Annotated in this window: 16 protein-coding genes; 7 read left to right on the top strand and 9 right to left on the bottom strand. The window is 50.1% G+C overall.

Translation table 11 applies throughout. The features are described 5' to 3' along the window. The first annotated feature begins 35 nt into the window (after positions 1-35). The gene (locus FPE01S_RS03270) at positions 36-1,415 is read left to right on the top strand and encodes a M20/M25/M40 family metallo-hydrolase (protein WP_046367456.1); all 1,380 of its coding nucleotides are present in this window, start codon (positions 36-38) and stop codon (positions 1,413-1,415) included. Positions 1,416-1,447: 32 nt separating this feature from the next. Continuing rightward, positions 1,448-1,855 carry a hypothetical protein gene (locus tag FPE01S_RS03265; protein WP_046367455.1) on the top strand — a complete coding sequence of 136 codons (408 nt, stop codon included), beginning with the start codon at positions 1,448-1,450 and terminating at the stop codon, positions 1,853-1,855. A 5-nt stretch (positions 1,856-1,860) separates the two neighbouring features. Here the strand turns inward: FPE01S_RS03265 and FPE01S_RS03260 are convergent, their stop codons facing one another. Both FPE01S_RS03260 and FPE01S_RS03255 read right to left on the bottom strand, forming a co-directional pair. Then, a complete protein-coding gene (locus FPE01S_RS03260; RefSeq protein ID WP_046367454.1) occupies positions 1,861-2,580 on the bottom strand; it encodes an SAM-dependent methyltransferase in 720 nt (239 codons plus the stop codon). Positions 2,581-2,588: 8 nt separating this feature from the next. Then, positions 2,589-3,347: an EI24 domain-containing protein gene (locus FPE01S_RS03255; protein WP_046367453.1), complete on the bottom strand. Its 759-nt coding sequence runs from the start codon at positions 3,345-3,347 to the stop codon at positions 2,589-2,591. A 56-nt stretch (positions 3,348-3,403) separates the two neighbouring features. Here FPE01S_RS03255 and FPE01S_RS03250 point away from each other — a divergent pair, with 56 nt between their 5' ends. Then, the gene (locus FPE01S_RS03250; RefSeq protein ID WP_046367452.1) at positions 3,404-4,015 is read left to right on the top strand and encodes a DNA-3-methyladenine glycosylase; all 612 of its coding nucleotides are present in this window, start codon (positions 3,404-3,406) and stop codon (positions 4,013-4,015) included. Here the strand turns inward: FPE01S_RS03250 and FPE01S_RS03245 are convergent. Together FPE01S_RS03245 and upp are read right to left on the bottom strand one after the other, a co-directional pair. Next, on the bottom strand, positions 4,012-5,025 hold the full coding sequence (locus tag FPE01S_RS03245) for a PorP/SprF family type IX secretion system membrane protein (protein ID WP_046367451.1): 1,014 nt from the start codon (positions 5,023-5,025) through the stop codon (positions 4,012-4,014). The genes FPE01S_RS03250 and FPE01S_RS03245 overlap by 4 nt on opposite strands. A gap of 30 nt (positions 5,026-5,055) precedes the next feature. Next, complete coding sequence (gene upp / locus FPE01S_RS03240; RefSeq protein ID WP_046367450.1) at positions 5,056-5,706, bottom strand: uracil phosphoribosyltransferase; 651 nt, start codon at positions 5,704-5,706, stop codon at positions 5,056-5,058. A 65-nt stretch (positions 5,707-5,771) separates the two neighbouring features. On the opposite strand from upp, the gene FPE01S_RS03235 reads away from it, so the two are divergent. Together FPE01S_RS03235 and FPE01S_RS03230 are read left to right on the top strand one after the other, a co-directional pair. Beyond that, positions 5,772-6,875 carry an anhydro-N-acetylmuramic acid kinase gene (locus FPE01S_RS03235; protein WP_046367449.1) on the top strand — a complete coding sequence of 368 codons (1,104 nt, stop codon included), beginning with the start codon at positions 5,772-5,774 and terminating at the stop codon, positions 6,873-6,875. Between the two features lie 12 nt (positions 6,876-6,887). After that, on the top strand, positions 6,888-7,517 hold the full coding sequence (locus FPE01S_RS03230; RefSeq protein WP_046367448.1) for an HAD-IA family hydrolase: 630 nt from the start codon (positions 6,888-6,890) through the stop codon (positions 7,515-7,517). On the opposite strand, the gene FPE01S_RS03225 is transcribed toward FPE01S_RS03230, so the two are convergent. The 5 genes from FPE01S_RS03225 to ade form a co-directional block, all read right to left on the bottom strand. Next, complete coding sequence (locus FPE01S_RS03225; RefSeq protein ID WP_046367447.1) at positions 7,507-8,253, bottom strand: LytR/AlgR family response regulator transcription factor; 747 nt, start codon at positions 8,251-8,253, stop codon at positions 7,507-7,509. The two genes, FPE01S_RS03230 and FPE01S_RS03225, sit on opposite strands and share 11 nt — an antisense overlap. Continuing rightward, entirely contained in the window at positions 8,246-9,289 is a 1,044-nt protein-coding gene (locus FPE01S_RS03220; protein ID WP_072053946.1) for a sensor histidine kinase, read from the bottom strand. The genes FPE01S_RS03225 and FPE01S_RS03220 overlap by 8 nt, the downstream gene beginning before the upstream one ends. Further along, positions 9,262-9,627, bottom strand: a complete 366-nt coding sequence (locus tag FPE01S_RS03215; RefSeq protein ID WP_046367445.1) for a DUF4288 domain-containing protein — start codon at positions 9,625-9,627, stop codon at positions 9,262-9,264. Before FPE01S_RS03215 ends, FPE01S_RS03220 begins: the two co-directional genes overlap by 28 nt. Before the next feature lie 2 nt (positions 9,628-9,629). Continuing rightward, entirely contained in the window at positions 9,630-10,367 is a 738-nt protein-coding gene (locus FPE01S_RS26465) for a LiaF transmembrane domain-containing protein (protein WP_046367444.1), read from the bottom strand. Positions 10,368-10,471: 104 nt separating this feature from the next. Continuing rightward, entirely contained in the window at positions 10,472-12,073 is a 1,602-nt protein-coding gene (gene ade, locus FPE01S_RS03205; protein WP_046368606.1) for an adenine deaminase, read from the bottom strand. Positions 12,074-12,137: 64 nt separating this feature from the next. Here ade and FPE01S_RS03200 point away from each other — a divergent pair, with 64 nt between their 5' ends. Both FPE01S_RS03200 and FPE01S_RS03195 read left to right on the top strand, forming a co-directional pair. Continuing rightward, positions 12,138-12,887 carry a LolA-like protein gene (locus FPE01S_RS03200; protein WP_046367443.1) on the top strand — a complete coding sequence of 250 codons (750 nt, stop codon included), beginning with the start codon at positions 12,138-12,140 and terminating at the stop codon, positions 12,885-12,887. Between the two features lie 20 nt (positions 12,888-12,907). After that, positions 12,908-13,624: a LolA-like protein gene (locus FPE01S_RS03195; RefSeq protein ID WP_046367442.1), complete on the top strand. Its 717-nt coding sequence runs from the start codon at positions 12,908-12,910 to the stop codon at positions 13,622-13,624. Positions 13,625-13,633 lie beyond the last annotated feature (9 nt).

Here is a 13,633-nt window from a genome sequence, read left to right as displayed (position 1 = left end):
TAATCATGTTTGGGTTAATTTTAAAAAAACACACCATGCGCCTTTTTGTTTGGTTACTGGCTGCCTTAGTTTGTCAGAACGCTGTTGCCCAGGTAGAAGACTCCCTGTTAATTAAGAACTTATCCGACGAAATTCTCCTCCGGTCAACGGCCTATGAGAACCTGCGGGTGCTTTGCAAAACTGTAGGCGGCAGGCTGGCGGGATCGCCCAATATGCTGAAAGCCGAATCCTGGGGACAAAAGACCCTGGAACAGGCAGGTGCAGACCGGGTATGGCTCCAGGAATGCCTTGTTCCACATTGGGAACGCGGCGGTACCGACTCTGCATGGTATTCGGTAAAAGGGAACGGCAATCAGAAGGTGCGCCTCGATATTCTCGCATTGGGTAATTCTGTAGGCACCGGCGAAAAGGGAATATTGCTGCCGGCGATCCTGGTTCAGGATTTTGCCGACCTGGAACAGAAAAAAGACCAGGTGAAAGGTAAGATTGTGGTATTTAATAATGTATTCAACAACACTTACCTGGAAACCTTCCTGTCTTATGTGGATGATGGCATCTACCGCAGGTCAGGACCCTCGCGTGCCGCGAAATATGGTGCCGCGGCAGTTATGATCCGTTCCATTACCGGAAGCACCGATAATAACCCGCATACCGGATCAACAGCTTACGATTCCACACAACCGAAAATACCGGCAGCGGCCATGGGGCTCAAAGATGCCGATCAACTGATAGCACTGCTGAAAAGCGGCAAACAGGTGGACATCTACTATCGTTCGGGCGCCAATTTCAAGCCGGATGCAACAGGGCACAATGTGATCGGCGAATGGAAAGGAACAGAATTTCCTGACCAGTACATTACCGTGGGCGGGCACCTCGACAGTTGGGATCCCGCCGAAGGCGCTCATGATGACGGTACCGGCTGCGTCCATTCCATCGAAGTACTGCGCGCCCTGAAAGCAATGGGCTACAAGCCGCGGCATACCATCCGGGTGGTGCTGTTTGCCAACGAAGAAAACGGCCTGAGAGGCGGACGTAAGTATGCACAGGAGGCAGTATCCAAAAATGAAAAACATGTTTTTGCACTCGAGAGCGACGCAGGTGGCTTCACCCCGCGCGGCTTCTCCTTTTCATTCAGTGAAGAACAACTGAACAAACTCAGGAGATGGCTTCCCTTTTTTGAACCAAGGGGTGTCCATAGGTTTACCACAGGTGGCGGTGGCGCGGATGTGAGTCCCCTGAATGCTTTGCTGAAAACACCGGTAGCAGAGCTGACCCCGGATGGTTCCCGGTATTTTGACCTGCACCATGCCCGCAATGATGTTTTTGAACAAGTCAATAAAAGGGAGCTTGATCTCGGGGCGCTCAACATGGCGATCCTGATCTACCTGGTAGACAAATATGGATTGGAGCAGTAAAACCTTTAATTTCAAATATTAAATCCTCCGACATGCGTAGAGTACTCACCTATATCCTGGTAGGGCTGATTGTTTTTGGATTCATCTTTTTTTACTGGAGATTTTACTGGGTATTCGGGGAAGGTGTGAAGGCAGGTGAACTGAACTTTCTCGTGAAAAAAGGATACATCTTTAAAACCTATGAAGGCAAACTGATTCAGTCGGGATTTAAAGGTGGTGTGGCGGGTAGCATTCAGAGTTATGAGTTTGAGTTTTCAGTAACGAATGAAGCGATTGCTTCGCAGTTGATGAACAATAGCGGTAAAATCTTCGAACTGCATTATAAAGAATACCAGGGATCTATTCCCTGGAGAGGAAACTCTGAATATGTAGTAGATAGCATTCTGTCTATGCGCGCGTCTGTTGGCGGACCAGTAATCAATCCGAAACCGGCACAATAAGGCAATCAGTTGTTGCCCGCATACAGCAGGAATATCGCGGGGCGTTTATGCCAGTCAGGCTGAAATTTTTTCCAGCCGGCTATGGTCCTTGTTTTGATCGTTTCCGTTGTACCGGTTATGTCTACAGCAACACAAAGCCTCGTGTCCGGTCGGCAATGTTGCAGGAGTTGTTCAAACAGCTGGTGGTTGCGATAAGGGGTTTCAATAAAGATCTGCGTGCAGTTCAGACGCTGTGATTCCTGTTCCAGTTCGCGGATCTGTTTGTTTCTTGCGGCATTGTCGATGGGGAGGTATCCTGCAAAACGGAACTGCTGGCCGTTCATTCCACTGGCCATCAATGCAAGGAGGATCGAACTCGGACCCACCAGCGGTTTAACTTCCGCCATCATTTCCTGCGCAGCGGCTACCAGTAATTGCCCGGGATCTGCAATGCCGGGGCATCCCGCTTCACTGAGAATACCAACAGTATGTCCGCGCTTCAGTTGCTGCCGGAACTGTTCAGTAGTGGCAGCTTCCAGCTTCTGTATGGGGAACCAGGAATAGTTGTCGATCACCATTTCTTTCCACAGTCTTTTCAGGTAACGTCTTGCCGTTCTTTCGTTCTCCACAAAAAAGACCTGGCATGACTGGACTGCTTCCAGCACATAAGCCGGGATAGTTTCCAGGTGCTCTTCATCCAGGTAACAGGGGATGAGCAACACTTTGCCTAATGCACTGCTTGCCATAGTTGAAATTACTTGTTTTCAATCTGCCGCACCGACAATGTTGCGGCCACTACGGCATAGGTGGGCGCCAGGATCCATCCCAGAACAGGCACGGCATGCATCAGGTAAAATAACAGGCCGTTTCCGATCGCCAGCCCTTTGTGGTCGGTAATGAAGCGGATGCTTTCTGCGGGCGATAGTTTTCTGCGTTCACAACTGTAATCCACCATGGAGAAACCGTAGTAATAACATTCGGTAAAAAGAGAAAGCATCGGGCTTACCCATCCGACCACGGGTATAAAGGAAAGGATCAGGATGGATACCGTATAAACTGTCTGCCAGAGCATGTTTCGCAATGAAAGCCTGATGCCGCGGAGAATGTCTTTCAGCAATTGCCGGAAACTGAAAGGAAAATCCCTGCCTTCGAGTATGGATTCTGTCTTTTCACTGAGGTAGGCAAACACCGGAGAACCAACGATCAGGAAGAAATACTTGAAAAAGGAAAAATAGAAGAAGACCAGCAGTAACCTGACCATGATATTCCCCATAACGAACAGAAAATTCAGGAAAGGATTTTTCTGTTCCTGCAGCCACCGGTCAATTCCGATGAGGTTGCTGAGATAGTTCACGGCATCATTACTCGAACCAACAAAGAAATAAAGGCCCGTAATAAAGAGCAGCATATAAAGGACACCCGGAATAATGATCCAGCGCCAGAGGCGATGTTCACGGATAAAGTGGTGCGCCCGGTAATAGGATTGGATAGCAATGATGATCTCCTTCAGCAAAGGCGGTGGTTTTTAGCGCCTAAATGTATTAATTTGAACCTAGACCTGATTCAATCATGCTAAAATTAGACGACTCTTTTTTCCTGAGGGAGGATGTGCTGAAGATCGCGAGGGAACTGATCGGCAAAATCTTGCTGACTACGTTTGATGGTAAGCGGACCAGCGGGCGGATTGTAGAAACAGAAGCATACCAGGGTGTGATCGACCGGGCTTCACATGCTTACAACAACCGCAGAACCGCCCGTACAGAAGTAATGTTCGGAACAGGCGGCGTGGCGTATGTGTATCTGTGTTATGGCATCCATCACCTTTTCAATGTGGTGACCAGCACCAGCGGGCAGCCGCATGCGGTGCTGATCAGGGCGATTGAACCTGTGGAAGGCATCCGGACGATCCTGGACCGGGTTCGGAAAAAACACTGGAATGCTTCCATCGGGCGTGGACCAGGCAATGTCGCAAAAGCCCTGGGCATCCATACAGGGCATACCGGTCATTCCCTGCAGGACCAGATCAGTTTGTGGGATGACGGTGCCAGGATCAGGAAAAGCGCCATTGGTTCAAGTGTGCGGATCGGGGTCGATTACGCCGGCGAAGATGCCCTGCTGCCTTACCGCTTCTACCTCAGGGGGAATCCCCATGTGAGCGGACGTACCACGCTGAATCGTTAGAATTTCGGACAGGGGATATCTTTCCTGCCATCGCTTGCCTTGCGCACATAAATGAGGGAAATCTCTATGCCGCCTCTTTTCTGGGAGGCAGTCTTCAGGCTGGACGTGTTGACGTCGTAGGTGAGACCCAGCCGCAGATCATTCCATTCAAGACCCAGGTAGGGGATAAGGGCATCTCCGAAACGATACCAGGAACCAACATAAAGACTCGTGGGATTTTCAAAATCGTTGTTGACATTGAGGGCAAGTGCACCACCAACAACGGTCTCGAATGCCCCGGCCTGGCGGGAATGCTGAGCTGACAGGTGAAGGGTAGTCGCTTCACCCGTAGGCAGATAGCCGCCCCCGTGTATGGTCACCCGAGGTTGAAGGGTATAATAACCATTGGTGAAATTTTCCTTTGGCCGGTTGATATGGTAAACGGAAACGCCGCCATAGAAATTATTGTCACCTGTTGTGGACCCACTGTAAATGAAACCGGCGTTGAAGTCAAAATAGCCGACATTGATCTTCGTACCATCTATGCTTTCGCCGCTGGGGTTGGACCAGGTACCGTCCAATGCCAGTTCGCTTTCGAAATTTAATTGTGAACCATCCAGCCTTTTACTCGCATATGCGCCCTGGAAACCGATGCCCAGCTGATGAAAGCCGTCTTCATCCAACGCCTTATGGTAGGCTGTGGAAATCATCAGGAAGTTGCTGTTCAGGATACCGTTTGCCGTACGGTCGGTCATGGCCATACCACCGAGACCCCAGGTGTCGTTATTGTTCAGTTTTCCTTTGAGAATAGGCGCATCCAGGGATAAGGTGGCCGTAACGAAAGCCTTGCTGATCGTTGGCCATTGGTCCCTGTAATTGCCTGCGGCACGCAGCACGCCGTTGAATTTGCCGGTATAAGCCGGGTTGAGGGTCATCGGAGACGCGAAGAATTGAGAGAAATGAGGATCCTGAGCCTGCACAGAGTAAGAAAGCAATCCCAGCACAACTAGTATTTGGTAAGCACGGTTCATAAATAAGGTCCGGTTAGGTACCGAAATTTTCTACGATTGTTGTTTGTTGCCATAGGCCAGATCGCCAGCATCTCCCAGCCCCGGAACAATATATCCCTTGGCTGTCAGTTCATCATCTACTGCCCCGCACCAAATTCGGACATTTGGTTCATTCCGGTGAACATACTCAATTCCCACGGTACAGGCAATAGCCGTAACGATATGAATCTCTTTCGGTTCACCTTCATCCCGAAGGTACTGTAACGTCTTTACAAGTGAAGCTCCGGTTGCCAGCATCGGGTCCGCAATGATCACCACCCGGTTGTCAAGGTCGGGACAGGAAATATAGTCGAGGCTGATTTCAAAGGAGCCGTCGGGTTGATGTTTGCGGTAAGCTGAGATAAAGGCGTTATCGGCACGGTCAAAATAATTCAGCAGGCCCTGGTGAAGCGGCAGACCGGCTCTCAGTATGGTGGCGAGAACAGGCTGTTGCTGCAGTACCTTGCTGGTCGCCGTACCCATCGGTGTCTGGGTCTCACTGGTGTCGTAGGGCAGGGTCTTGCTGATTTCATAGGCAGCCACTTCGCCAATTCGCTCGAGGTTCCTGCGGAAACGCATCCTGTCCTGCTGCACTTCCAGGTCCCTGATTTCTGCCACCCATTGGTTAAGCAGTGAAAAATGCTTGCTTAGATTGACCACCATGAGAATCCTTTTTTCTCCAGAACCAAAGATTGTAATTTGCACCCGCCCCACAAAACATTTTTTTAATGATATATAAAGCTATTGGCCTAATGAGTGGAAGCTCGCTCGACGGGTTGGATATCGCTTACGTCCACCTCCAGGAAACCGGGGGGAAATGGTCTGTCGAGATCCAGTACGCCACTTGCCTCCCCTATAGCCACGAATGGCAGGAAAAGCTGCGGAGCGCTATTCATTTGACAGCGCTGGATTACATGTTGTTGCATGCCGATTATGGTCATTTTATCGGGCAGGCGGTAAACCAGTTTATCGAGACCCATGGCCTGTGGCACAAGGTAGATATGATAGCTTCCCACGGCCATACCACCTTTCACCTTCCCCTCCGCAGCATGACCGGCCAGCTGGGAGACGGCGCAGCAATCGCCGCCGAAACCGGCCTTCCCGTGATCAGTGACCTGCGTGCACTTGACCTTGCGTTCGGAGGACAGGGTGCACCCATCGTTCCGATCGGCGAGAAACTACTCTGGAAGGAATACGGCTACCTGCTCAACCTCGGGGGGATTGCCAATATCTCTTTCCGGCATGAAGAACATTACTACGCATACGATATCTGCCCGGCCAACCGGATCCTTAATATGCTGGTGAAAGACCTGGGCTGGCAAATGGACGAAAACGGCGCACTGGCCGCTACCGGAAAGACTGACCAGACATTGCTTTCCAGGCTTGAACAACTGGACTATTATGGTATGCCCTATCCAAAATCCCTCTCCAATGATTTCGGCACCGATGTGGTGTATCCCCTGATAAAAGGTCAGAGGCTGTCGGTGGCCGACGCCCTGCACACTTTTGTGGATCATATTGCCCTGCAACTGGAAAAAGAAGTACTCCACATTAACAGCCGGCACCAGGTAGAGATTGCCGGGCAATCGATGCTGATCACCGGCGGCGGTGCCCTGAACGGTTTTCTGATATCCAGAATCCGGGAAAAACTTGAACCGATGGGCATCACTGTTGTCGTACCCGACAGGCAACTGGTGGAATTCAAGGAAGCCGTCGTGATGGCCTTGATCGGTGTGCTGCGCTGGCGGGAAGAATATAACGTATTATCATCGGTAACAGGCGCCCGCAGGGATAGTATCGGAGGCGCCATGTGGCTGGGTACCGAAGCGTAAAATCAAATAATTATGCAAAACAGCTTACCCTTAAAAGCTTTATTTCTGGATATCGGCGGCGTATTCCTGACCAACGGCTGGGATCGCAGGGCCAGGGCAGAAGCAGCAGGTAAATTCTCGCTTGATCTCGCAGAACTCAATGAAAGGCATCATATCATTTTTGACGCTTTCGAAGCAGGTAAAATGACCTTTGATGACTACCTCGATCTGCTTGTGGTGAACGTTACCCCCTATCCCAAAGAAGCACTGCGGGAGTTCATCTATCAGCAGTCACATGCTTTTCCGGAAATGATCTCCTTTATCCGGAAGGTTAAACAGGATCATGGCCTTAAGCTTATTGCCGTCAACAATGAAGCACGGGAGCTGAATGATTACCGCATAAAGCAATTCGGACTGGATACTTTTATTGATGCCTTTGTGTCGTCCTGTTATGTTCATGTGCGCAAACCTGATCAGCAGATCTACCAATACGCGCTTGACATCGGACATCTTCGCAAGGAAGAAGTGATCTATATCGATGACAGGCTGGTATTTATCCAGGCTGCACAGCGGCTGGGCATTGAAGGGATCCAGCACGTGAGCCTCGAAGGAACGCGCCGGGCACTGGAAGAACGCATCAGCCGGGTTCCGGTCAGCGGTTGATGCCGAGTACCTCCCTCAGGCGCATATACCCTGTTTTGCTGACGGGAAGTTGCCTGCCATTCCGGAGAATGGCAGTATAGGTCTCTTTTTCATGCGGATGTAATTGCGTGATCTGCGCCACATGCACAATGTAGGAACGGTGTATGCGTACAAAGGTTTCAGGAGGAAGTTGTTTTTCAAATGCAGCCATCGTTCTGTTCTTGAGAAAACTTCCGTTGCCGGTTACAATCTTCGCATAGTCATCAGCAGCTTCAATATAATGAATGTCGGCAATGGGAATGATGCGGATATTACTGTTTTCCCTGATCACTACGCGGTCAAATTGCTGGGGATGGGCCGCAGCGGTTTCAAGGAGCGCTTTCGTTTGTTCCGCAGCAGTTTGTGGATGCCGGGATAAAAATTTCTGTACGGCCTTGTCAAATCTTTCCTGGGAAAATGGTTTCAGCAGGTAATCCAATGCATGGTGTTCAAAAGCCCTGATGGCATACTCGTCAAAGGCTGTGGTAAAGATCACCGCGGGCGGATTTTCCAGCAACTCCAGCATTTCAAAACCATTGATCTTGGGCATCTGGATGTCCAGGAAGATAAGATCAGGCTGGAACTGCTGGATAGCTTTTAATCCCTCAAAACCATCGTGGCAAATGGCCTGGACAGATAGGTCCTTGTAGGGTTCCAGGTACTCTTTCACCATGCGGCTGGCCAGTGGTTCGTCGTCGATCAGGATCACCTTATACATAAACTTGCGGAATGTGAATCGTCGTGATGAATAGGTTGTCTTCCGAGCCTGTAGTCAACAGGTCCTGGCGACCAAAAAGCAGGTACAGGCGGCGTTTTACAGCGTTGAGCCCGAATCCTGTTCCCTTCAGGCTGCTGCTCGTGGACGGATCAAAAGGATTGGATACTGTGATCTGCAGGCTTTCGGCAGTGCAGGTCGCCGTTATATTGATGGTGACTTCACCGATCGTGTCATACAATCCGAATTTGATGGCGTTTTCAACTACGGGTTGCAGGATCAGCGGCGGCAATTTCGCCGAAAAACATTCTTCAGCAGCATTTACGGAAGTCTGCAGACGGTGACCGAAACGAAGTTTTTCAATGACCAGGTAACGGTCGATCTGTTCCAGTTCTTCTTCCAGGTTGATGAGTTCCCCGTCCTTTCGGTTGATGGTCGCCCGCAGAAAAGTGGATAACTGTTCAATCATTTTTCTTGCTTCTCCCGGCTCGGTCACCACCATCGCGCTGATGGAATTGAGGCTGTTAAAGAGGAAGTGCGGCTGCAGTTGCTGACGAAGCTTGAACAATTCCGCTTCCCTGGCGAGTGCCTGTGTTTCCTCCTTTCTTTCCCGCGCCTCCACTTCCCGGTTCAGCATATTCCAAAGCAGGCTGAGCACCAGCATACAACATACCGTAAGGATAGCAAACCCGATCCTGATATTGACTGTCCTGTTCAGAAAGGTCTCATATGCCGGGTTGTTTTTGATCAGCAGCGGCAACATAAGTTTTGCAAAGATGACCAGTAGTACTGAAAATACAGCACCGATGGAGAGAATGACCCAGAACTGGTTGGGCTGCGGCTGGTAAAACCGGAAAGTATGCAGAATGATCTGTGCGGAAAACATCAGCAGGAGCAGGTTAATTCCTGAATCAATGAGTGCCGCCTGGAATCCGAATTCCTGTTGCAGTACACCGATAAAATTCAGTTGCCAGACCAGGTAGATAAAGATCCCCATGATCAGCCGGAGACTCACGTTAGAAAGTGGTATTCCTGGCATGTGGTTTTGTTTTGTTGCAGGTTTTTTGCCCTGCCGAGTATGATCTCCCGGTAATGGGAGGCATTGTCTACTTCACGGATACGGCTGAACAGTTCTGCGCCATGTGCATTCGTTTCCAGGAGGTGTAACTCCGGTACCCCGATAAATTTCCACTCTACCAGTTGCTGCCTGTCGTTCTGGAAACGCAGGCTTTCCGTCAGTCCGATCTCATTCGCCTGGTCAAATGCTTCAGCAGCATCGGTGGCTTGTAGGAGTCGCAGTTGTTCATCAAACTGGGGACTGTGTGAACCGTCTCCGCAGATGATCTCATAAATGATTTTGGCAATGTACCAGTTCATGATTAATGGCTTTCGATTTCAATTCCGCCGAAAACGGCATTTCCTTCTACTATCAGAACCTTGTCAGAATAGATGCTGTGTTGCGGACGCTTATCGTCCACGCTTCCCAACACGGCATTTGCCTCAATTTTAAGTTGCCAGTGTGCCGGTACGGTTAATTTGATGCTGCCGAATACGGCATTGAGTTCGATTTTCGCATTGGGTTGCAGGTCTGCCTGCAACATGTTGATCTCAGCACTGCCGAATACCGCCGACACTTCACCGGTCGAAAAAGTTTTACTGATGATATTTTTCCGGATTCCCGCAAACACCGAACTGGCTTCCACACGTTCCCCGTCACTCACGGATTCTGCCGGTGCAAAGGGTTCATCTGTTGGTGCACTGCGGTGATGCCCCACATTACGCAGCACGATGAATAAGCCAACACCTACCAGGACAGCCGGAATAATATAAGGTTCATAGTTTGACGCATCCGGCACATAGTCCCTCACCAGGAAGATGGTACCGATAATGATCGGTGCTGCCCAGCCGAAACCCCGGAAATTACTCCGGATACCGGAGAAGACACCAACGGCGATCAGGAACATCTGCCAGGTAAAAAGATAATACGGGATCGGGAAGCCGAATTGCCTGGCGAACAGCAGTCCGCCTGCCAGCAGCAGGAGTAATCCGATCAGGATACTGTTGGGTCTGTGTCCCCGCTGGCATTTTCGGCTTCCGAATCTATGATGTCGTCCCATACGATTGATTTTGAACAAAACTACCTCTGCCAGCGTCCGGAGGCAAGGTCACATAGGCAGGAACCATACGATTTTCGGTAAAACTGGGGTGTGTGTCGGTGAAATCAGATAAAGGTAAAGCTGTCGCCGTCGAAAAGGCCCCGGTCACTCAGTTTCAGGTGGGGAATGACCAGCAATGCCATAAATGACAGTGTCATAAAAGGTGCCGACAGGGGTGATCCAAGCGCTTTGGCCATCCGGTCGATGCGGGTATAGTCTTCCGCTACGGCAAAGCCATCAGCTGCGCTCATTAATCCGGCAACCGGTAACGGAAGCAGGGCTGCCTCGTTTGAATTGACACAACTGATGCCGCCGCCGGCCTCCATGATCAGGTTGACTGCGAGGGCAATCGAGGATTCATCGGTTCCCACCACAATAACATTATGGGAGTCATGGGCAACCGAACTGGCGATGGCGCCTTCACGTAAACCAAAGTTGGCGATCAGGCAACCGGCAGGGGGAGCATCCTGGTACCTGTTGACAACGAAACAGGGTAACAAGCCTGATGTTATCGGATCAACGGGTTCCTGGTGGATGATTTTCTCCGTGATCAGTTGTCCGTCCAGCGCGCCAATGGCCGGTTTTCGCAATTGCTCCGGTGTCAGCCGGAACACATCAGCCGGAATTTTCCTGGAATGAAACCTGTTGATCGGCTGAACCGCTTTATGTTTCAGCAGTGTTTTTCCATTTGCTGCAACCTGCAGTCCTTCGATCCAGGTTTCACGAACCTTAAAATGAAGGAGATCTTCCAATACGATAAAGTCAGCGCGGTCACCTTCACGCAGTTGCCCGACGGGCAGCCGGTAATGTTCCACAGGGTTGATACAGGCTGCCTGAAGTACATTGAATACGTCGATCTCATGCTCCACAGCGCGGGCACAAAGCTGGTCGATGTAACCAGCTACCAGGCTATCCGGATGTTTGTCGTCGGTGCAGAACATCATCTGACCGGGATAGTGTTCCAGCAGGGGAATCAATGCTTCAAAGTTCCTGGCAGCGCTTCCTTCCCGGATGAGAATTTTCATGCCCAGCTGCAGTTTCTCCAGTGCTTCTTCATAAGTGAAACACTCGTGATCTGTAGTAATGCCTGCGGCAATATACTGGCGGGCAGCATCTCCGCGAAGCCCGGGCGCGTGTCCGTCAACCGGTTTGCCATGGGCTGCGGCAGCAGCCAGTTTAGCCATCACTTCCGGGTCTTGGTGAAGCACACCGGGAAAGTTCATCATTTCACTGAGGTAGTAAATGTCAGGCCGTCCAAGTAACCGGTTAACACCTTCCGCATCAATAACAGCTCCTGCCGTTTCAAAGGTTGTTGCCGGCACGCAACTGGGTACACCAAAATGGAATTTGAAAGGTTGCTGGCTGCCATTTTCAATCATGTACGATACACCCTCTTCCCCGCATACATTGGCGATCTCATGCGGGTCACTGACAGTGGCTATGGTGCCATGGATCACCGCGATCCTGGCAAATGAACTCGGTACCAGCATCGAGCTTTCAATATGAACATGCGCATCCACGAATCCGGGACAGATATACGGCGCGGCTGAATTGGCGATATCCGACAACGCGCGGATACCCGTAATGGTATTGGCTTCCCATTCCAGTTCGCCAAAATAAATCCGCCTGTTGGGGATATCCATGATATTGCCCTGCATCCGGTTCATACGCGCGGTTTGTACTGCAATTTCCGGACTTTTCCGATTACATTTGGTCATACAAAAATTATATATGAAAAAATGGGCGTTACCGGGTATCATAACACTGCTGATCAGTTGCCCGGCAATATTACCGGCACAAACCGTTGACGAGATCATCAGTAAGTATGAGTCGGCTATGGGTGGCCGTGAAAAACTCGAAAGCCTTAAGTCAGTATATATGGAAGGCGTTTCCGTCATGCAGAATGGTAACGAACTGACCACGCATATTACCAAGGTCAATAAATCACTTCTCCGTACCGAAACCAGTTTTGGTGCCATGGGAAATTTCACCATGATCGCTACGGATAAGGCAGGATGGTTCTCCAACCCGAGGAATGGTGGCAAATTCGAAGCCATGCCCGAAGAAGTGGTGCGTGCCATGCAACCTGAACTTGATCTTTCCGGTCAAATATCCAACTATGCCGCCAAGGGAAACAAGGCAGAACTGGTCGGCCGCGATACCGTTAATGGTAAAACCTGTTACAAATTAAAGATCACCCTGGGCAGTGGAGCTGATCAGTTTTACAGCATCGATCCGGATACCTGGTATATCGTAAAGGAAGTAAGGAAAACATCCGGCATGATGGGAAGAAGACAACAGAACCCCGGAGGTCCCAACAGCGATTATGTGACCGCAGAATACGAAGACTATCAAAAGACACCGGAAGGTTATGTATTTCCCCATACCATCAAAAGGACAGGCATGGGAGGAAATATGATGATTGAAAAGATCGAAGTAAACCAGCAAGTGGACCCCAAACTTTATCAACCCGCACCATAACAACCGAACAAAAACACAACATGAAAGCAGTAAAACTGGCATTTTTAGCCGCAGCCATCCTGGGATCTATCAGTTCATCCGGACAAACGGCAGACGAACTGGTGGACAAATACCTGAATGCCATCGGAGGAAAAGAAAATCTTAAAAAAATCAATTCCTTTATTTCCACCGGCTCCATGCAGGTGCAGGGCGCTGATGTTACCATCGTGTCTACTGTACTTCAGGCCAAGGGAAATCGCCAGGATATTATGGTAATGGGGATGAATGGCTATACCATCGTTACGCCAACCGCGGGCTGGACCTTTATGCCGTGGACCGGCCAGACAGCCGCAGAAGAAATGCCCAAAGAAACAGTAGCCCAGGGCGGCGATCAGATCGACGCGCAGGGGCCACTGGTAGATTATAAGTCAAAAGGCCATACTGTTGAATTCGCCGGCAGGGAAGATGTGAACGGCGTATCCTGTTATAAACTCAAAATCAACTATAAGGGCGGCAAACAGGATACCTGGTACCTCGATCCTACTACCTATTACCTATTGAAATCAGTGACCCGCCTGAAAGTGAACGGTACTGATATGGAACAAACAACTACATTCAGCAACTACCAGAAGCAGGCTGACGGTTACGTGGTGCCCATGTCAATCAACGTACCACTGGGTATGGGTATAAATGCCGACCTGACCCTTTCTAAAGTGGAGTATAACAAGCCGGTTGACGAAAGCGTCTTCAAACCCTAACTGATCACT

It is taken from the genome of Flavihumibacter petaseus NBRC 106054 (genome assembly GCF_000974785.1).
Taxonomy (GTDB): domain Bacteria; phylum Bacteroidota; class Bacteroidia; order Chitinophagales; family Chitinophagaceae; genus Flavihumibacter; species Flavihumibacter petaseus.
Note: the sequence above shows the minus strand (reverse complement) of the source record. Positions and strands in the feature narration are given on the sequence as shown.